The 18,082-nt window shown below is 61.8% G+C and carries 19 protein-coding genes and 2 tRNA genes; 7 read left to right on the top strand and 14 right to left on the bottom strand.

All coding sequences use genetic code 11. The features are described from left to right. Positions 1–52: 52 nt before the first annotated feature. Positions 53–427 (top strand): DUF1294 domain-containing protein, encoded by a 375-nt coding sequence (locus BLT98_RS19560; protein ID WP_092610643.1) that lies wholly within the window; start codon positions 53–55, stop codon positions 425–427. Between the two features lie 640 nt (positions 428–1,067). On the opposite strand, the gene BLT98_RS19555 is transcribed toward BLT98_RS19560, so the two are convergent. Then, positions 1,068–1,790, bottom strand: a complete 723-nt coding sequence (locus tag BLT98_RS19555; protein ID WP_092610640.1) for a hypothetical protein — start codon at positions 1,788–1,790, stop codon at positions 1,068–1,070. A 165-nt stretch (positions 1,791–1,955) separates the two neighbouring features. Here BLT98_RS19555 and BLT98_RS19550 point away from each other — a divergent pair, with 165 nt between their 5' ends. Together BLT98_RS19550 and BLT98_RS19545 are read left to right on the top strand one after the other, a co-directional pair. Continuing rightward, a complete protein-coding gene (locus tag BLT98_RS19550; protein WP_034786014.1) occupies positions 1,956–2,135 on the top strand; it encodes a hypothetical protein in 180 nt (59 codons plus the stop codon). Between the two features lie 89 nt (positions 2,136–2,224). Next, positions 2,225–2,473 (top strand): hypothetical protein, encoded by a 249-nt coding sequence (locus BLT98_RS19545; RefSeq protein ID WP_139144250.1) that lies wholly within the window; start codon positions 2,225–2,227, stop codon positions 2,471–2,473. A 62-nt stretch (positions 2,474–2,535) separates the two neighbouring features. Here BLT98_RS19545 and cydX read toward each other — a convergent pair whose 3' ends face one another. The 5 genes from cydX to cydD all read right to left on the bottom strand — a co-directional run bounded on the left by cydX (position 2,536) and on the right by cydD (position 8,911). Next, positions 2,536–2,661, bottom strand: coding sequence for a cytochrome bd-I oxidase subunit CydX (gene cydX / locus BLT98_RS19540; protein WP_070258990.1), 126 nt, complete (start codon positions 2,659–2,661; stop codon positions 2,536–2,538). A gap of 22 nt (positions 2,662–2,683) precedes the next feature. Further along, a complete protein-coding gene (gene cydB, locus BLT98_RS19535; RefSeq protein ID WP_092610638.1) occupies positions 2,684–3,838 on the bottom strand; it encodes a cytochrome d ubiquinol oxidase subunit II in 1,155 nt (384 codons plus the stop codon). Between the two features lie 13 nt (positions 3,839–3,851). Beyond that, positions 3,852–5,429, bottom strand: coding sequence for a cytochrome ubiquinol oxidase subunit I (locus BLT98_RS19530; RefSeq protein ID WP_070279141.1), 1,578 nt, complete (start codon positions 5,427–5,429; stop codon positions 3,852–3,854). A gap of 114 nt (positions 5,430–5,543) precedes the next feature. Next, positions 5,544–7,226, bottom strand: coding sequence for an amino acid ABC transporter ATP-binding/permease protein (locus BLT98_RS19525; RefSeq protein WP_092610636.1), 1,683 nt, complete (start codon positions 7,224–7,226; stop codon positions 5,544–5,546). After that, entirely contained in the window at positions 7,223–8,911 is a 1,689-nt protein-coding gene (cydD, locus tag BLT98_RS19520) for a thiol reductant ABC exporter subunit CydD (protein WP_092610634.1), read from the bottom strand. The genes BLT98_RS19525 and cydD overlap by 4 nt, the downstream gene beginning before the upstream one ends. A 139-nt stretch (positions 8,912–9,050) precedes the next feature. On the opposite strand from cydD, the gene BLT98_RS19515 reads away from it, so the two are divergent. From BLT98_RS19515 to BLT98_RS19505, 3 genes are all read left to right on the top strand, one after another. Beyond that, a complete protein-coding gene (locus BLT98_RS19515; protein WP_170846435.1) occupies positions 9,051–9,602 on the top strand; it encodes a GbsR/MarR family transcriptional regulator in 552 nt (183 codons plus the stop codon). Positions 9,603–9,908: 306 nt separating this feature from the next. Next, entirely contained in the window at positions 9,909–10,475 is a 567-nt protein-coding gene (locus BLT98_RS29590; RefSeq protein ID WP_052140461.1) for a PEP-CTERM sorting domain-containing protein, read from the top strand. 160 nt (positions 10,476–10,635) lie between these two features. After that, positions 10,636–10,815: a hypothetical protein gene (locus BLT98_RS19505; protein WP_034786023.1), complete on the top strand. Its 180-nt coding sequence runs from the start codon at positions 10,636–10,638 to the stop codon at positions 10,813–10,815. An 83-nt stretch (positions 10,816–10,898) separates the two neighbouring features. Here the strand turns inward: BLT98_RS19505 and BLT98_RS19500 are convergent. The 6 genes from BLT98_RS19500 to BLT98_RS19475 all read right to left on the bottom strand — a co-directional run bounded on the left by BLT98_RS19500 (position 10,899) and on the right by BLT98_RS19475 (position 16,311). After that, positions 10,899–10,973 (bottom strand) — tRNA-Arg (locus tag BLT98_RS19500). A gap of 94 nt (positions 10,974–11,067) precedes the next feature. Next, a tRNA-Pro gene (locus BLT98_RS19495) sits at positions 11,068–11,144 on the bottom strand. An 82-nt stretch (positions 11,145–11,226) separates the two neighbouring features. After that, entirely contained in the window at positions 11,227–12,564 is a 1,338-nt protein-coding gene (glmM, locus tag BLT98_RS19490) for a phosphoglucosamine mutase (RefSeq protein ID WP_092610632.1), read from the bottom strand. Positions 12,565–12,604: 40 nt separating this feature from the next. Beyond that, entirely contained in the window at positions 12,605–13,438 is an 834-nt protein-coding gene (folP, locus tag BLT98_RS19485) for a dihydropteroate synthase (RefSeq protein WP_092611119.1), read from the bottom strand. A 103-nt stretch (positions 13,439–13,541) separates the two neighbouring features. Further along, positions 13,542–15,425, bottom strand: coding sequence for an ATP-dependent zinc metalloprotease FtsH (ftsH, locus tag BLT98_RS19480; RefSeq protein ID WP_034786027.1), 1,884 nt, complete (start codon positions 15,423–15,425; stop codon positions 13,542–13,544). Between the two features lie 202 nt (positions 15,426–15,627). Further along, positions 15,628–16,311 (bottom strand): RlmE family RNA methyltransferase, encoded by a 684-nt coding sequence (locus tag BLT98_RS19475; RefSeq protein ID WP_034757436.1) that lies wholly within the window; start codon positions 16,309–16,311, stop codon positions 15,628–15,630. A gap of 42 nt (positions 16,312–16,353) precedes the next feature. Between BLT98_RS19475 and BLT98_RS19470 the strand changes: the two genes are divergently transcribed. Next, entirely contained in the window at positions 16,354–16,824 is a 471-nt protein-coding gene (locus BLT98_RS19470) for a YhbY family RNA-binding protein (RefSeq protein ID WP_010397237.1), read from the top strand. 211 nt (positions 16,825–17,035) lie between these two features. On the opposite strand, the gene BLT98_RS19465 is transcribed toward BLT98_RS19470, so the two are convergent. Beyond that, positions 17,036–17,479: a DUF4149 domain-containing protein gene (locus BLT98_RS19465; protein WP_170846433.1), complete on the bottom strand. Its 444-nt coding sequence runs from the start codon at positions 17,477–17,479 to the stop codon at positions 17,036–17,038. Continuing rightward, positions 17,479–17,955, bottom strand: a complete 477-nt coding sequence (greA, locus tag BLT98_RS19460) for a transcription elongation factor GreA (protein WP_034757428.1) — start codon at positions 17,953–17,955, stop codon at positions 17,479–17,481. Before greA ends, BLT98_RS19465 begins: the two co-directional genes overlap by 1 nt. Between the last annotated feature and the right edge of the window lie 127 nt (positions 17,956–18,082).

Below are 18,082 nucleotides of genomic sequence, written 5' to 3'. Positions count from 1 at the left end.
CATCGCTCCCCTTGTGGGATACTCACGCCCCGCGCTCAAGCAAACACATCATATGCCCTACCTTGTCATCCTGTTCTTTGTTGTTCTGTATTTGCTGGCCACTTTCTTTTTCCACATTCCCGCCCTGGTCGCCCTCGTGTATGGCGTGCTGAGCCTGAGCTGTTTCGTTGCCTATGCGATCGACAAGTCCGCCGCAAAACAGGGACGCTGGCGCACGCCGGAACGCACCCTGTTGCTGCTGGGACTGTTTTGCGGCTGGCCGGGCGCCATACTGGCGCAGCAATGGCTGCGCCACAAGTCCAGCAAGCGTTCATTCCGCATCGCGTTCTGGATCACGGTCGCCATCAACATCGGCGCTTTCGTGTATTTCAGCATGCATTACGCGGCGCCCGATATCGGCACCGAGGTGGCGCCGATCGAACTGTAAAACTGCCCGGCTTCTCGCTCGCACAGCACCGTTATCCAGAGGCAGTTCCACCCGCTAAGATGTAACAGTTATTGCAGTGCATTGTTCGTGAAAAGATCGCCTGTCAGAATATCAACATATACGATATTCAACCCCATTCATCGACACGGGAAAGCCCTTTTCAAGCATGCGTACCTTGCAATTCCACAATTCCTTCTTGTCACGCCTTGCTGTGGCGATTTGTTTCGCCATCAGTCTGGCCGGCTGCACCAGCTATCGCTTTATTCCCCCGGACTCCGACGCGGGCCGTCAATGCGTGACGAGCTGCGGGACCAATCAACAAATATGCATCGCAGGCAAAGAGCAAGTTGCGGCGGCCCAGGTACAGGCTTGTGAGATGAGGAACGTCAGTACCGTCTCCATTTGCCTGGCAGTTGCGAAAACAGATGCTGACCGGGAACTGTGCTCGAAGAAACGGCAATATTGTTCCTCCAACACAGCTGGAACGTGGCAATGCGAGGCAGATTACAGAGCGTGCTATACGCAATGCGGTGGCAGAATCGAGGAGAGTGAATAAAGTATCGAAAGGCTGATGCCGCCACACAAGACGCCGCCGTGGCTACCGCGCATCACGAGGCGTGGCGGGTTCGATTCAATATTATTACTCGCCCAGCAAGCGCAGCGATTCCAGCCAGTCCGCCTTCCATTCGCGCAGCAATGGTTGCGTGGCGAAGGCCTTCTTCAGGTGCGCCATCGGCACGCGGTGCACATCGTGCAAGCCGAACGCCAACGTCACCGGATGCCACAGGTGGCTGTTCTTGCCGCCGCGCGAATTCTTGCGCACGCGCGCGCCATCGTCGCCAAAGATGCCCACGCCGCTGGCCAATCCCTTGTCCAGGTCGATCTTGCCCACGCCGGCAAAGGCAATCAAAATCTGCTCGCGGTCCAGGCCCTTCAAGGCGCTGGGCAAGACCGCCGGCGCCGCTTTTTCAGCTTCGGCCGGGTCCGGCTGTGGATGCTGGAGTTCCTTGAGCAAACGCAACAGATCGCGCTCCTGGAAGTGCAAGCCATCGACCGGCACGCGCAGTCCCGGCGCCTTCAGCTCGATGGCGATGTTGCCCGAGTCGCGCGTAAAGCGCAGCCACACGTCATCGGCGCCCGAGGCCAGGTGCTCCTTGTCGCCGATGAACACGACGGGTGCCGCATAGCGCGTCACGCCGTCATGGAACAGCTCGGCCCATTCTTCGCTGTAATCGAGCCAGACGTAGGGCAAGCCGCCCTGCTCCAGCAAACGTGCCAGGGTCCAAGGCGTGCCCGTCTGTTCAGCCAGCCAGGCACAGGCGTCAAAGGCGGTGGCGCGGTACGGCAAGGAAAGGGAGGTCATGGCGGTTCCGTCGATAAAAGTGGAGCGCAGTGTAGCAGACGCCGCCATCATCCCCGTCGGCAGGCGCAGCGGGCGCGCCTTTTTTGCGCGATGTGCTAGGCTGGAAGCATCAGCACGCGCGACGGCCATTCCGGCCGCCTGGCGCACCACCGCAAGGGGATCATCATGCATTCGAGCACCAACGCCGCCACCGCACCCGCCCCGCCACCGGAGCGCGATTCGCCCACGCCGGCCAATGAAAGCCATGCGGAGGAAGCGCTCGATGAAGCGCTGAAGGAAAGCTTTCCGGCCAGCGACCCGATCGCCATTGCCACCCCAAAACCGGCCGGCAAGACGCCCTCCTGAAGGCACCTCCCCCATCAGCCACCCTTGCGGTGGCTTTTTTTTGCCGAAACTGAATCCGGCCGCCCCGCCCGCGCGTACATGGCTATGCCATGACGAATGAAGTTGCCACGCGGGAAGGAAAAGCCATGCAGCACTACAGCAAAAAGACGGATCCCATGGATCAGCGCCTGTATCTGGCCCAGCGCATCGACCGGGCCGGTGCACGCCTGCAACGCTTGCACGATGCGGCCGAACGGGAACGCTGCGCGCAATGGATCACGGCCTGGGCCGTGGCGGCGGGCGCCGATGCGCCGCGCGGCATGAAGCTGCGCATCCGCGGCGAATTCATTTTGCTGTGATAAAAGTAAAAGCCCCGCCCGATGCATGCGCACGGGGCGGGGCCAGTCAAGCCGACACCTTCCTATTTCGGCGTGTCGCGGTACTGCTCGGGCGTCGTGTCGCCATCGGCGATTTCATACCACATCGCGTTGAGCACGGCGAAAGTCGCCGCCAGCGGAAGTCCCAGTATCCAGGCGAAATACCACATAGTTATATCCTTTCGTTGTTTCTTAGTAGGCGTGACCGCTGTCGTCTTCAATTGCTTTTCCATCAACCTTGCCCCACAGCACTTTATATACCCACGTCGTGTACGCCACGATGAGGGGAATGAAGACGGCCGTGACGACCAGCATGATAAACAGGGTCATGTGGCTGGACGAGGAATCCCACACCGTCAGGCTGGCGCGCGGGTCGATCGACGATGGCAGGATGAACGGGAACATGGCCGCGCCCACGCCAAGGATGATGCCGGCGATGCCGGCCGCGCTGGCCAGCAAGGCCGGCACTTCGCGGCGCGCACGCTGGAAGGCGAAGGCCAGCAGCGGGCAAAGCAGGCCCAGCGCTGGGGCGATCCAGGTCCACGGATGGGCGGCAAAATTGAGGAACCAGGCACCCACGTGGACTTCCGCCGTTTTCAGCATCGGATTCGACGGACCGTCGACCACCACCGTGCTGCTGATGCGGTAGCCATCGACCCACAGCCACAGGGCCACGCCGGCCAGCGCATACAGCACCACTGTCGCGATCGCCGCCACGCTGCCGTAGCGGCGCGCCCGTTCGGCCACGGCGCCGTCCGTTTTCAGCTGCAGCCAGGTGGCGCCGTGCATCACCAGCATGGCGACCGAAACGAGGCCGCACAGCAGGGCGAACGGATTGAGCAGCGCAAAGAAGCTGCCGTCATAGAAGATGTGCATGTCTGGCGAGAAACGGAACGGCACGCCTTGCAGCACATTGCCGATGGCCACGCCGCAGATCAGGGCCGGCACGAAACCGCCCACGAACAGGGCCGCATCCCAACGGGCGCGCCAGCGCGGATCTTCGCGCTTGCTGCGGAATTTGAAGGCCACGGGACGCACGATCAGCGCCACGAGGATGACGAACATGGCCAGATAAAAGCCCGAGAACGAGACGGCGTACAGTTGCGGCCAGGCGGCAAAGATGGCGCCGCCGCCGAGGATCAGCCACACCTGATTGCCCTCCCACACGGGACCGATACTGTTGATGACGACCCTGCGCTCGAGGTCCGTCTTGCCGACGAAGGGCAGCAGGATGCCCGTGCCCAGGTCGAAGCCGTCCGTGATGGCAAAGCCCACCAGCAAGATGCCGATCAGCAGCCACCAGATCAGGCGCAGTGTTTCGTAAGAAATCATTTCATGCAAAATCATGGTCTGGCCCTCCTTAGGCGCGTTGAGTCTGAATGGCAGCGGGGGCTGGCACGGGGGCCGGCGCCTTCTCTTCCGGCCCCTTGCGGATGGCCTTGAGCATGAGCTTCATTTCGATAATCAACAGCACCGTGTAGATGGCGGCAAAGCCGGCAATCGTGATCAGCAAGGTCGAGGCACCGAGGTTCGATACGGCCACGGCCGTTGGCAGCACGCCTTCGATCACCCACGGCTGGCGGCCCACTTCGGCCACGATCCAGCCCGCCTCGATGGCCACCCACGGCAGCGGGATGGCGAACACGGCCAGCTTCAGCAGCCAGCGGTGCTTGTCCAGGGTGCGGCGCGTCGACAGGATGAAGAACGTACCAGTCAACAAGATAAAGAACATGCCCAGGCCCACCATCACGCGGAAGGACCAGAACAGGGGCGCCACGGGCGGCACGGTATCGAGCGCGGCCTTGCGGATCTGCTCGGGCGTGGCCTGGCGAGGATCGTCGACGTAGCGTTTCAGCAGCAGGGCATAGCCCATGGACTGGCCTTTCGACTCGAACATGTCCTTCGCCTCTTGCGGCACGGGGCTGCCCGGCGCCACGCCGCGGATGGTTTGCAGCGCGTCATACGCCTTGATGCCATCCTTGATCAGCAGCTCGCCGCGGTCGACCAGTTGCTCGATGCCAGGGATTTCCGTCGTCAGCGAACGCGTGCCGATCAAGCCCATGACCATCGGGATGTGCACGGCGTAATGCGTTTCGCGCGCTTTCGCGTCTGGGAAGCCGATGGCCGTGAAGGCGGCCGGGGCCGGCTCCGTGGTCCACATGGCTTCAATCGCGGCCAGCTTCATCTTTTGATGCTCGGACGACAGGTAGCCGCTTTCATCACCGAGCACCACCACCGACAGCGAGGCGGCCAGGCCGAACGAGGCGGCCACCGTCATCGAGCGCTTGGCCAGCTGCACGTGGCGGCCCTTCAGCAAATACCAGGCAGAAATACCCAGCACGAAGATGGCAGCGGCCGTATAGCCGGCCGACACCGTGTGCACGAATTTCGCCTGTGCCACTGGATTCGTCAGCACGGCGCCGAAATCCGTCACTTCCATGCGCATGGTTTGCGGATTGAAGGCCGCGCCGACGGGATTTTGCATCCAGCCGTTGGCGATCAGGATCCACAGGGCCGAGAAGTTCGAACCGATGGCCACCAGCCAGGTCGTGACCAGGTGGCCCCGCTTCGACAGCTTGTCCCAGCCGAAGAAGAACAGGCCGACGAAGGTCGCTTCCAGGAAGAAGGCCATCAAGCCCTCGATGGCCAGCGGCGCGCCGAAAATGTCGCCCACATAATGGCTGTAATAGCTCCAGTTCATGCCGAACTGGAATTCCATGACGATACCCGTCGCCACGCCCATGGCGAAGTTGATGCCGAACAAGACACCCCAGAACTTGGTCATGTCGCGCCAGATGGGGCGGTTCGTCATCACATAAACCGTCTCCATGATGGCGAGGATCACTGACAGGCCGATCGTCAGCGGAACAAATATAAAGTGGTACAGAGCTGTCAGCGCGAACTGCAGTCTGGATAAAGCGACAATATCGAAGTCCATATGATTTCCTTGGTGTTTCCCTACTGTAATTGTAAACTTGGTATCTATCTGATGCGATTCGATTGGTTCCGCTGCCTTCAGGCTGGCCTGCAGTACCGCCTGTCTCCGTTCTTGTTAATCCCCCCGCAAGCCCGCCAGGGCCGCTTCGAAGCCATCCGTGCCGCGCCGCAGCTCTTCGACGATGCGGCCGTCGCGGATGCGCAGCAGCCGGTCCGCCAGCGCCGCTTCGCGCCGCAAGTGGGTTGCGATCAGCAAGCTGCGCCCTTCGCTGCGCATCCGCAGGCGCTGCAGGACGTCGCTTGCCGTCTGCGCATTCAGCGCTTCCGTCGCTTCGTCGAGCAGCCACAAGGTCGACTCGTGCAGGAACAGCCGCGCCAGCGCCAAACGCCGCGCCTGGCCGCCCGATAAGCCCAGGCCGCCCTCGCCCAGCATGGTGCCCAAGCCGTCCGCGAAGGCCCGTACTTCGTCGTCCAGGCCGGCTGCCTGCAGCGCTTCCCACAGGCGTTCATCGCTGGCGGACGGATCCGCCAGGCGCAGGTTGTCGCGCAAGCTGTCCTGGAACAATTCCGTCTTCTGCGTAAACAGGCAGGCGCGCGGCGCGGCCACCGTGCCCGACAGCGGCGCCAGTTCGCGCGCGGCGATGGCCAGCAAGGTGGACTTGCCCGCGCCGCTGGGGCCGATCAAGGCCACGCGCTCGCCATCCGCGATGTGCAGCGATACGTCATGCAAGATGGCCACATGGCTGCCCGCATGGGCGGCGCTCACGCGTTCCAGGCGCAAGCCGGGAGCCGCGTCGGCGGGCGGCGGCGGTACATCGTATCCATCCAGGCGCGGCGCCAGACGCCGCATGGCCAGCAGCATGCGGCCCGCTTCCAGCGCGCCGCGGCGCAAGCCCGCAAACGGTTCCACGGCCGTCAGGGCGATCAGCAGGGCCAGGGCCGCCAGCGGCACGTTCAGCGCCTGCTGCTCCAGCAGCGCGGCCACGGCCAGCAGCACGCCAGCCAGGGTCGCACTGCCCGCCACGCCATACGCGGCGCCGGCAGCCGTCTCCAGGCGCAGCAGGGCAAAATCGGCTTGCGCCAGCGAGCGGTCGATCTGCGCCAGCGCCGCGCATTGGGCGTCGATGCGTCCCGCCATCACCAGGTCAGTCTGGCCCGCCACCAGGTCGATAGTGCCCGAACGCAATTTTTCAATGGCGCGCGAACGCACGATGGCGGGACGGCGGGCGCGTTGCGCGACGATCCAGCTGATGCCCCCGCCGGCGGCCAGCAGCCATGCGGCCAGGCCCAGGCCCAGCTGCCACTGCATCGCGCCCAGCGCCACGCCAGCCAGCAAGGCCGCGCACAAGGCCGTGAAGGTGGGCACCAGCAGGCGCAAGTACAGCGATTCGAGCGCGTCGATATCGGCCGTCAGGCGGAACAGCAGCTTGGCGGGCTGGCGCAGCAGGCGGCTGGCCGCTTCCGGGCGCGACCAGCCACGGAACAGCCGCACGCGGATGCTGGCCAGCGCGGCGAACGTGGCGTCGTGCGTGACGAGGCGCTCCGCATAGCGAGAGCCCGTGCGGCCGATGGCCAGCAGGCGGATGCCGGCGGACGGGCCGAACACGTCGAACAGGATCGCGGTGGACGCATGCAGGCCGGCGATCGAGGTGGCGGTAATAAACCAGCCGGACAAGCCCAATAAGGCCATGCCGGACACCGCCGTCAGGGCCGCCAGCAAGGCGCCGCCGATCAGCTTGCCGGGCTGGGCCAGCAGCAACTGGCGCAGGACGGGGTTGCGTATCAGTGAATTTTTCATGCCTGCTGCTCCTGTACCAGGACCCGGGCATCGACCTGCACCGTGCGCTGCAGCCGGCCAGCCAGCACGGGGTCGTGTGTGGCGACGATCATCGTCTTGCCTTTCGCCAGTGCCAGCAAGGCATCCGTCACGCGCGCCGCCGTTTCGCTGTCCAGGTGCGCCGTCGGTTCATCGACCAGCAGCAGGTCGGCATGCGGATGCAGGGCCACGCGGGCCAGGGCCAGGCGCACGGCTTCGCCACCGGACAAGCCCTGGCCGCCATCGCTGAGCATGACGGCCGGCTGCGCCTGCGCCACGGCAGCCAGGTCAGCCAGATGCAGGGCCTGCGTCACTTGCGCAGCATTCGCGCCAACGCGGCCCAGGGTCACGTTCTGGCTGACGGACGCGGCAAACACGTGCGGGCGCTGCCCCATCCAGGCCATGCGCTGGCGCAAGGTATTGACCGTGCTGTCGGTCAGGCGCACGCCGCCGATGCGGATGTCTCCGCCGCTGGCGGGCAGCAAGCCGGCCAGCAAGGATAGCAAGGTGGTCTTGCCGGCGCCGCTGGCGCCCAGCAGGGCCACATGCTCGCCGGCAAGCACCTTCAAGTCGAAACCGTCGAACACGGGGGCCTCGCCGGGATGGGCAAAGCGCAATTGCCGGAGCTCCACGGCGGGCGGTGCCGCCACCGCCATGGCGGCGGCGGAGACGGCGGCAGGCAGTACCTGCGCGCCAGGCAGGGGCACACCCTCGCCCGCCAGGTCGTGCAAGCCGGCCAGGCCCGCTTCGCCGGCCGCCTTGTCATGCCAGACGGCGGCCAGTTCGCGCAAGGGCTCGAAAAACGCGGGCGCCAGCAGCAGGATGAACAAGCCCTGCCCCAGGTTCAGTTCCCGGCCCCAGGTGCCGAAATTGATGCTGCCCAACAAGGAGAAACCGATAAACGCGGCCACCATGGCCACGCCCAGCGCGGAAAACAGTTCCAGCACAGCGGACGACAAAAAGGCGATGCGCAGCACCACCATCGTGCGCCGGCGCACGGATTGCGACGAGGAGTCCAGCCGTTCAGCCGTGGCGTCGACGGCGTCGAGCGCGCGCAAGGTGGCCAGGCCGCGCAGGCGGTCCAGCAGAAAGGCGTTCATGCTGCCCATCTCCACCATCTGCGCGCGGCTGGCCGCTTGCGCGCCCATGCCGACGAGGGCCATGAAGACGGGAATCAGGGGCGCGGCGATGAGCAGGATCAAGGCGGCGATCCACGACAGCGGCGTCACCACGGCGAGGATCACGAGCGGCACGAGCATGACTTTCCAGCGTGCCGGCTTGTAGCGCACCAGATACGGCACGATGGCTTCGGCCTGTTCGGCGATGATGCTGGCCGCCTGGCCCGACTGGGCGCGCTGGCGGTCCAGCGGCGAACGCTGCGCCAGCGCCTGTGCCACTTGCGCGCGCAAGGTCGACAGGTGCTCGCGCGCCGCCGCATACATGCGCCGCGCGCCCCACGCTTCGCAGCCGGCGCGCAGCACACCCAGCAGCAGCACGCCAGCGGCCGGCAGCAGGGCCGCACGCCAGGGCGCACCGCCCTGCATGGCTTGCACGGCCCAGGCCAGCAAGGCCGCTTGTGGCAGCCACAGCAAGGCGGCACCGCCCTGCGCCAGGCTGGCGACACGGGGAAGAATAAAGCGGGGCAAGGACAAGGGCGTGGTCGGCATCTTCTATACTTCTTGAGTTTTCAGAATTTTCTGTAAATTCGATATTTTGTATAATACTGCGAAACATGACATATATCAATTGACCCTGCGGGTGTGGCGTGAAAAAATTCAGATAATTATGAAAACTCAACATATCCAAATGACGCCGCTGATCCTGACCTTCGTCAGCCATTTCGGCGAGATGGGCAGCCGCTGGGGCTTTAACCGTACGGTGGGGCAAGTGTACGCCTTGTTGTTTGTCGCGGAGCATCCTTTACACGCGGATGAAATCGCGGAACACCTGAGTTTTTCACGCTCGAACGTGAGCATCGGCCTCAAGGAATTGCAGGGCTGGGGCTTGATACGCCAGTCGCGCATCCCCGGCGACCGGCGCGAGTATTTTTCCTCGCTGGGCGATGTGTGGCAAATCTTCCGCGTGGTGGCCGCCGAGCGCCGCCGCCGCGAAGTGGCGCCCACCCTGACGGTGCTGCGCGAATCGCTGCTGACGCCGGCCACGGAACCCGTGGACCAGTATGCGCAGGAGCGCATGCGCGAAATGTATGAATTGGTCGACCTGGCCAACACCTGGTTCGACGACTTGCAGCGCCTGTCGCCCGAATCGATGGCGCAGCTGATGAAAATGGGCGCCAAGGTGCAAAAGCTGCTCAACGCCAAGGATCGCCTGTTTGGCGTCAGCAACAACAGCGACTGACGCCCCCCCCCTTCCCCAAAGCAAGACGCCGCCAGCACAAACTGGCGCCCTTGTCACGCCATTCCCCAACCTCATGATGGCTATCGCTGGCACAGCCAAACATAGCCATATACGATGTTGTCAAGCCAACCAATAGAATTATTAAAATTGTATTAATTTATATCAAGAGTAAGCTTTCATATGCGTATTCACTACGCGCAGGAAATAGGTAAAAGCAGCTAAAACGGGCAATGGGATGACTTCCCCGGCATGCAGGGACGCGTCCCGACAATATGAAGCGACTGTCTCAAGCACAAGGGGATTTTCATGAAAAGCATAAAGAGCATTGCCATCAAGGCATCCATGCTGGCCGCAATGACTGTACTGGCAAGTGCGGCGCAAGCGGCCACCTGGGTGGATGTGGGTCCGGCCAGCGGTTTCGTCATCGCCGGCAGCACCGTCACCTATTCACCATCGCCGGCACTGCAGGTGAAATATTATGACGATAACCTGGTACCACAGAGTCCCTCGGACATCCAGGGTTATATCAATGGCGTGTTCGGCACCAGCCTGGGCGCCGCCGTCTCGTATTGCGACAACGCCACCTCGGGCTGCACTGCCGGCACCACGGCAGGCTTGAGTGGCGGTGTCAATTCCTATACGAGCGCGGCCGCCTATGACTACCTGGCCATCCACTTCGGCCAGGGCGAACTGGTGTTCCACTGGGCCGCACCCGTGGCTGCCGGCACCACCTTCACGGTGGCGGGCCTGCCCAAGGATCTGAGCAACTACAGGGCCTTCATTTCCGCCGTGCCGGAACCTGAAACCTATGCCATGCTGCTCGCCGGCCTGGGCCTGCTGGGCTTCCTGGCACGCCGCCGCCAAGGAAAGTAAGCCGCATGAACGGCAGCGGCGCACCAGCGCCCGCTGCCGCCCTCCACACGCACGGCCTGTTTACGCCGCACTTGCGGCGCCAGGCCCACTGTTTACACTATTTTTAGACTCCCCTCGCTATGCTTGGCGGCATCCACTGCCGACCGACGAGGGAGTCCCCATGCATGAACAACCGTTTCAGCCACGCGCACGCAAGGTGCTCCGCCAGCACCTGCCCGTGCGGGAACGGCTGCGCCTGGCCCGACTGGCCAACAGAAAAATCATTTCGGCATGCTCGGCGCTGCTGTGCGCGGCGCCACTGCTGTATTTGCTGAGCGTGGTACTGTTTGCGCAGCCGTGAGCAGCTGCGCGAAAACCGAATGGAGGGAAAGAGGAGCTGCGTTGCGGCAGTTTGCCGCCGCATGATCGTGGCCAGTATGAAACTGGTCCGCCCAGAGGGAATCGAACCCCCATTCACGGTTTAGAAGACCGTTGTCCTATCCGTTGAACGATGGGCGGAGAGGTGCAGTATTTTAATCCATGCGCGCCAGCAATGAAATGCCAGCGCGGAATAGAAAACGGGCTGTCATTTCTGACAGCCCGCTTATGACTTTGGTCGGAGTACAAGGATTCGAACCTTGGACCCCCTGGTCCCAAACCAGGTGCGCTACCGGGCTGCGCCACACTCCGAAGACAAGATAATAACGCCCCCACCCAATTTCGTCAATTGCCATAGACGAATTAGATGGAAATAACTATCGGTTCCTGCCTGTCACGCGGTCACTTTATCGGCGATGCGGCGCGCCATCGACTCGGCCTTCTCCTTGTCTTTCGCTTCCACCATTACGCGGATCAGCGGTTCCGTGCCCGAAGCGCGGATCAGCACGCGGCCCGTCTCGCCCAGCTCGGCCTCGACCAGTTCCTTCTCGGCCACCATGGCGGCATTTTTCTGCCAGTCGAAACCGGGCGCCACGCGCAGGTTGATCAGGGTTTGCGGGAACAACACCAGCTCGGCCAGGCATTGCTGCAGGCTCTGGCCGCTGCGCTTGAGCGCGGACAATACTTGCAGCGCGGAGACGATGCCGTCGCCCGTCGTGTGCTTGTCCAGGCACAGCAAATGGCCGGAACCTTCGCCGCCCAGGATCCAACCTTTTTCCTTCATGACTTCCAGCACGTAGCGGTCGCCCACCTTGGCGCGCGCAAAGCCGATGCCCTGCTGCTTGAACAGCACTTCCAGCGCCATATTCGTCATCAAGGTGCCGACGGCACCGGCCACGGCGCCTGTCGCCAGGCGGTCCTTGACCATGACGTACAACAATTCATCGCCGTTATACAGACGCCCGGTGGCGTCGCACATGATCAGGCGGTCGGCGTCGCCGTCAAGGGCGATACCGAGGTCCGCGCCATGCTCGACGACGGCTTCGGCCATGGCCTTGGTTGCCGTGGCGCCGAAGCCCGCATTGATGTTGAAGCCGTCGGGCTTGTTGCCGATGGCGATGACTTCCGCGCCCAGTTCATGGAAGACGTGCGGCGCGATATGGTAGGCGGCGCCGTGCGCGCAATCGACGACGATCTTCAGGCCGCGCAAGTCCAGCTCGTTCGGGAAGGTGCCCTTGCAAAATTCGATGTAGCGACCCTGGGCGTCATCGAGGCGCTTGGCGCGGCCCAGCTTGTCCGACGGCACGCAAGCCATGGGTTCGTCGAGCGCCGCTTCGATTTCCAGTTCCACGCTGTCGGGCAGCTTGGTGCCCTGGCCGGAAAAGAACTTGATGCCATTGTCATGATACGGATTGTGCGAAGCGGAAATGACGACACCGGCCGACAGGCGCAGGGCCCGCGTCAAATAGGCGATTGCCGGCGTCGGCATGGGGCCGGCCAGCATCACATCCACGCCGGCGGCCGACAGGCCCGCCTCCAGCGCCGCTTCCAGCATGTAGCCGGAAATGCGCGTGTCCTTGCCGATCAGCACCGTCGGACGGGTCTTGCCGCCTTGCGACTTGGCCAGCACCTTGCCGGCAGCATAGCCGAGGCGCATGACGAAATCGGGGGTAATCGGCGCCGTGCCCACCAGGCCACGAATGCCATCGGTACCAAAATATTTACGCGTCATAGTATTTCTCTTTTTGTTGTTTATAATGAATCTTACAGGCTCAGTGCGCCATGCGCCAGACCTTCAGTGCATCGACGGTTTCAGCTACATCATGCACACGGATAATTTCCGCACCTTGTGCTACCGCAGCAAGCGCACCGGCAACACTGCCGGCCAGACGCTGCTCGACGGGGCGCCCCGTGACGGCGCCGATCATCGACTTGCGCGACAGGCCGGCCAGCACAGGCAGGTCCAGTTCGCTGCGCAGCTGGCGCGTGGCGCGCAGCAAGGCATAGTTCTGTTCCACCGTCTTGCCGAAGCCAAAACCGGGATCGACGCACAGGCGTTCGCGGTCGATGCCGGCCGCCGTCATCGTGTCGATGCGTTCGCGCAGGAAGTCGATGACTTCGCGCACCACGTCTTCGTATTGAGGCTGATCCTGCATGGTTTGCGGCACGCTTTGCATGTGCATGATGCACAGCGCACAATCGCTGTCCCGCACGGCATCGATGGCGCCGGCCGCGCGGAAACCGTTGATGTCGTTGATCATGTCGGCGCCCGCCAGGATGGCTTCGCGCATCACTTCCGGCTTGTACGTATCGACGGACAGGGGCTTGCCGCAGTCGCGCAAGGCGTACAGCACCGGCATGACGCGCTGCAACTCATCCTGCAGCGGCAGCGGCGGCGCGCCGGGACGGCTCGATTCGCCGCCGATGTCGATGATGTCGACACCGTCGAGTATCATCTGCTCGGCGCGCGAAATGGCAAACTCCAAGTGTTGATACTGGCCCGCATCGGAAAACGAGTCGGGCGTGATGTTCAGGATGCCCATCACCAGCGCTTGCGTGCCCTGCAGGTGGAAGCCGAAACGGCCGAATTGCAAATAGTGTCGCATGTGAATCTTTGTAGTCGTCAGGAAAATCTGGCGCGCCAACGAAAAAGGGCAAGGATTGCTCCTTACCCTTTTGATTGCGCGCCGCCGGTCGGGGCGGCCGTTATCAGGCTGGTGCCGTCACGTTTGGCGAGATGCCGCCCGTGCCGCTATCACCGCCCGCATTGCGGCGTGGCGGGATGACTTTCGGTGGACGCGGCTCCAGGCCGGCCATGATGTCGTTGATTTGCTCTGCATCAATGGTTTCCCATTCCAGCAAGGCTTTGGTCATCATTTCGACCTTGTCGCGGTTGCTTTCCAGCAAAGTGCGCGCCAAAGCATATTGCTTGTCGAGAATGTTGCGGATTTCAGCATCGACCTTTTGCTGGGTCGCTTCCGAGATCGTCTTGGTGGCGCCACCGAAGAAACCTTCGTTTTCGCTGTCTTCGTAGACCATCACGCCCATGCTGTCGGACATGCCGAAGCGGGTCACCATGGAACGGGCCAGCTTGGTGGCACGCGAGAAGTCGTTCGACGCACCGGTGGACATTTGTCCCACGAAAATCTCTTCGGCGATACGGCCGCCGAACAGGATGGAAATTTCTTCCAGCATCTTGTCCTTGTAGGCGGACAAGTTGTCGTGTTCCGGCAGCTGCCAGGTCAGGCCCAGGGCCCAGCCGCGCGGCATGATCGTGACTTTATGCACGGGATCAGCCTTCGGCAGCAACTTGGCAACGACGGCATGACCGGACTCATGGTAAGCCGTATTGCGACGCTCTTCCTCGCGGATGATCATCGATTTACGCTCAGGACCCATGTAGATCTTGTCTTTCGCGTCCTCGAAGTCAGCCATTTCCACCAGGCGCTTGCTGCGGCGTGCGGCAAACAGGGCTGCCTCATTGACCAGGTTGGCCAGGTCCGCACCCGAGAAACCGGGGGTACCGCGGGCCAGGATATCGGCTTTCACGTCGGTACCGATAGGTACTTTGCGCATGTGCACGTTCAAGATCTGCTCGCGGCCGCGGATATCGGGCAAGCCGACGGACACCTGGCGGTCGAAACGGCCTGGACGCAGCAAGGCTTTGTCGAGTACGTCGGCGCGGTTGGTGGCGGCCACGACAATCACGCCGGAGTTCGCTTCAAAACCGTCCATCTCGACCAGCAACTGGTTCAAGGTCTGTTCGCGCTCGTCATTGCCGCCGCCCATGCCGGCACCGCGGTGACGGCCGACAGCGTCGATCTCGTCGATGAAGATGATGCACGGCGAGTGTTTCTTGGCGTTTTCAAACATGTCGCGCACGCGGCTGGCGCCCACGCCGACGAACATTTCCACGAAGTCGGAACCGGAAATCGAGAAGAACGGCACCTTGGCTTCGCCGGCGATGGCGCGCGCCAGCAGGGTTTTACCCGTGCCCGGAGGACCGACCATCAGCACGCCGCGGGGAATGCGGCCGCCAAGTTTCTGGAATTTGCTCGGATCCTTGAGGAAGTCGACCACTTCGTTGACTTCTTCTTTCGCTTCATCGCAACCGGCGACATCGGCGAAGGTGACGGTGTTGCTGGCTTCATCCATCATGCGCGCCTTCGACTTGCCGAACGAGAATGCCCCGCCCTTGCCGCCGCCTTGCATCTGACGCATGAAGAAGACCCAGACGCCGATCAACAGCAGCATGGGGAACCAGGAAACAAAAATAGTTTGCAGGAAAGACGCTTCCTCGGGCGGACGCACATCGAAATGCACGCCATTGTCGCGCAGGTCGCCGATCAGGCCCTTGTCGAGGCTGGTGGCGGTGGTACGCACCTTGGTGTCGTCCATCAGCTTGGCGGTGATCGACGAACCTTCGATCACGACATCCTTGACGCGCTTGGCTTTGACTTCATCCAGCAAATCGGAATAAGCGATGGCCTTGCTGCCGCCTGTGGCGCCATGACTGTCGAATTGCTTGAACAGCATGAACAACAGCAGCAATACGACTACCCAGATGGCAGATTTGGAAAACATGTTATTCACGAAGACTCCTTGGATGCAGTGCGCATCTCTTTACCTATAGCTAGAAACACGATTTTACTCGCAATAAGCGGGCCGTGCCAAAGCCCGCCGATCCGTGCGCGCGAAAAAATCGCGTTCACGCAAAAAAATGCAGTATAAACAATTTAGGCTTTTATGCCATCAGACGCTACTGCACTTCTCGTTCCCATGTGCGGATTCCCGCTTAAATATCAAGGGCGGAATCATCTTCTTCCACGGCATTTTTCAGCGGATTCTTGATTCCACGGCCCATCAGGAAGATTTCCGACGATTTATCGCGGCTGGCCTTGGGCTTTTTCTGCACCACGACCTTGAATTCAGCGCGGAATTTCTCCACGATCTGGCTGAAACCCATGTCTTTAAAGCATTTCACCAGCAGCACGCCAGACGGCTTCAGGTGCAATTGCGAAAATTCGATGGCCAGGTCGATCAAGTGCTCCATGCGCGCGGCATCCGCCGTGGCGATGCCCGACAGGTTGGGCGCCATGTCCGACAGGACCAGGTCGACCTTGCGGCCCTGCAACACCACTTCCAGCTGGCGCAGCACGCGCGCTTCGCGGAAGTCGCCCTGGATGAAATGGAAATCGGCGATCGGCTCCATTTCCAGCATGTCCAGGCCAATCAGGGTACCATTGACCCCGCCGCCGTCCTTGCCGGCCAGCTTGCGCCGCGTATACTGGGCCCAGCTGCCGGGAGTACAACCAAGGTCGACAATCACCTGGCCAGGTTTGATCAGTTTCTCGTCTTCATCGATTTCTTTGAGCTTGTATGCTGCCCGGGCGCGGTAGCCCTCTTTTTGCGCCAACTTCACATAAGGATCATTTATGTGGTCGTGCAACCAGTTTTTGTTTAATTTCTTCTTTGCCATTCGCGTAGAATACTGCTTTTAAGGGAATTACTAAATATTATTATGCTAAAACTTACACCCGTAGAGCGCAGCGCACTGCGCGCCGAAGCACACGCGCTGAAGCCTATCGTCATTATTGGCGAAGCGGGCTTGACACCTGCTGTCCTCAAAGAGATCGACCTTGGCCTGGATTCGCACGGCCTGATTAAAGTCCGCGTGTTCGGCGACGACCGCGAAGCGCGCGTCGGAATGTACGATACGATTTGCGGCAATCTCGGCGCCGCCCCGGTACAACATATTGGCAAACTGCTGGTAATCTACCGTCCGAAAAAAGAAGTGGTTAAGGAGAAGGTCAGCGCCGGCAAAGGCATGCGCGAAGTGACCATCGTCAAGGCCAGCGCCAGCGGCACCAAGCGCCCGAGCGTGACGAAAGTCATGATCAAGGGCAATGAGCGCGTTACCGAAGGCGGTTCCATCAAGCGTGCCAAGCCACGTCAGAAAAGCGCCAAGAAAAGCGCACTGGGCAGCAAGTAAGCCTGTTCACCCGGCAACCGCAAGGCGGCCGGGCTTGAAACAAGAAGCGGAGCACGGGATATTCCCTGCTCCGCTTTTTTATTGCTATTACGATATTCACACGCCGGCGATTGTCGGATTACGCGTGGCCTGCGGCCTCGCTAATCCGACCTACGTATGTCATGTAGGTCGGATTAGCGCGCAGCGCGTAATCCGACAACACCCGAGGCGATTACTGCTGTTTCCAGATCAGCACGCCCGCCAGCAAGCTCTGCACGGCAAAGATCAGGGTCGACACGCCATGCAGCATGCCGAAGCGGCTGCGCATGGCCTCGTCCATGATACCCGACGGCGCCTGCGCCTTGAGTTCGGCCATCAGGGGCGAGATGCCGAAATGGCTGAGCAGCGCGCACACCAGCATCGACAGCACCAGCGCTGCCAAGAGGCGCCGGCGCTTCAGTTCCAGCGCGCCGGGAGCCCATTGCAGCAAGGCCAGCAGCACCAGCGCACAGGCGATGGACAGCCAGGCCTCGGCGCGGAACATGCTGCCGGCAATATTTCCTGCCAGCACGCGGTCGCTCAGGGTGCCAAACAGGGTCGGCGCCACGATGAAGCCGATGGTCCACAGGCTGCCGGCCCACAGGGTGGCAACGAGGATGCGCACGCGGCCCAGCATCAGATGTACAGTACTTCCAGGATTTCGTATTCGCGCGGGCCGGACGGCGCCTGCACTTCCACCACGTCGCCGGCGTACTTGCCGATCAGCGCGCGGGCGATCGGGGACGTCACGGAAACCTTGTTCATTTTCAGGTCGGCTTCATCGAGGCCGACGATCTGGTACGTGACTTTCTGGCCCGATTCCAGGTCTTCCAGGTTCACGGTCGAGGCAAATACCACGCGGCCTTCCGCGTCGAGCGCGGTCGGGTCGATGATTTGCGCTGCACCCAGCTTGCCTTCGAGCTCGGCGATGCGGCCTTCGACGAAGGCCTGGCGTTCCTTGGCGGCATCGTACTCGGCGTTTTCCGACAAATCTCCGTGCGAACGCGCTTCGGCGATCGCATCGATGACGATGCGGCGTTCCTTGGTCTTCAAATGATGCAGCTCTTCTTTCAAGAGTTCTGCGCCGTATTTGGTCAATGGGACTGAGGTCATGTTATCTCTACTATCTGCTAGTTATCGGCGCCGTTGTCCGTGTTTTGCCACGGTTAACGGACTTACCAAGTGAAAACCACAGAGGCCGCGCGCTGCTCTGCACGGAACTCTGTGGTTGATAAGCATG

It is taken from the genome of Janthinobacterium sp. YR213, assembly GCF_900099875.1.
GTDB classification, from domain to species: Bacteria; Pseudomonadota; Gammaproteobacteria; order Burkholderiales; family Burkholderiaceae_D; genus Janthinobacterium; species Janthinobacterium lividum.
Note: the sequence above shows the minus strand (reverse complement) of the source record. Positions and strands in the feature narration are given on the sequence as shown.

Coding starts and splice junctions, on each gene's coding strand:
- BLT98_RS19525 (WP_092610636.1), bottom strand. CDS start 7,226: ATGAAAAATTCACTGATACGCAACCCCGTCCTGCGCCAGTTGCTGCTG.
- BLT98_RS19530 (WP_070279141.1), bottom strand. CDS start 5,429: ATGGACTTCGATATTGTCGCTTTATCCAGACTGCAGTTCGCGCTGACA.
- BLT98_RS19470 (WP_010397237.1), top strand. CDS start 16,354: ATGCTAAAACTTACACCCGTAGAGCGCAGCGCACTGCGCGCCGAAGCA.
- BLT98_RS19505 (WP_034786023.1), top strand. CDS start 10,636: ATGCATGAACAACCGTTTCAGCCACGCGCACGCAAGGTGCTCCGCCAG.
- greA (WP_034757428.1), bottom strand. CDS start 17,955: ATGACCTCAGTCCCATTGACCAAATACGGCGCAGAACTCTTGAAAGAA.
- cydD (WP_092610634.1), bottom strand. CDS start 8,911: ATGCCGACCACGCCCTTGTCCTTGCCCCGCTTTATTCTTCCCCGTGTC.
- glmM (WP_092610632.1), bottom strand. CDS start 12,564: ATGACGCGTAAATATTTTGGTACCGATGGCATTCGTGGCCTGGTGGGC.
- BLT98_RS19555 (WP_092610640.1), bottom strand. CDS start 1,790: ATGACCTCCCTTTCCTTGCCGTACCGCGCCACCGCCTTTGACGCCTGT.
- BLT98_RS19560 (WP_092610643.1), top strand. CDS start 53: ATGCCCTACCTTGTCATCCTGTTCTTTGTTGTTCTGTATTTGCTGGCC.
- BLT98_RS19550 (WP_034786014.1), top strand. CDS start 1,956: ATGCATTCGAGCACCAACGCCGCCACCGCACCCGCCCCGCCACCGGAG.
- folP (WP_092611119.1), bottom strand. CDS start 13,438: ATGCGACACTATTTGCAATTCGGCCGTTTCGGCTTCCACCTGCAGGGC.
- BLT98_RS29590 (WP_052140461.1), top strand. CDS start 9,909: ATGAAAAGCATAAAGAGCATTGCCATCAAGGCATCCATGCTGGCCGCA.
- BLT98_RS19545 (WP_139144250.1), top strand. CDS start 2,225: ATGACGAATGAAGTTGCCACGCGGGAAGGAAAAGCCATGCAGCACTAC.
- cydX (WP_070258990.1), bottom strand. CDS start 2,661: ATGTGGTATTTCGCCTGGATACTGGGACTTCCGCTGGCGGCGACTTTC.
- BLT98_RS19475 (WP_034757436.1), bottom strand. CDS start 16,311: ATGGCAAAGAAGAAATTAAACAAAAACTGGTTGCACGACCACATAAAT.
- cydB (WP_092610638.1), bottom strand. CDS start 3,838: ATGATTTTGCATGAAATGATTTCTTACGAAACACTGCGCCTGATCTGG.
- BLT98_RS19465 (WP_170846433.1), bottom strand. CDS start 17,479: ATGCTGGGCCGCGTGCGCATCCTCGTTGCCACCCTGTGGGCCGGCAGC.
- BLT98_RS19515 (WP_170846435.1), top strand. CDS start 9,051: ATGACGCCGCTGATCCTGACCTTCGTCAGCCATTTCGGCGAGATGGGC.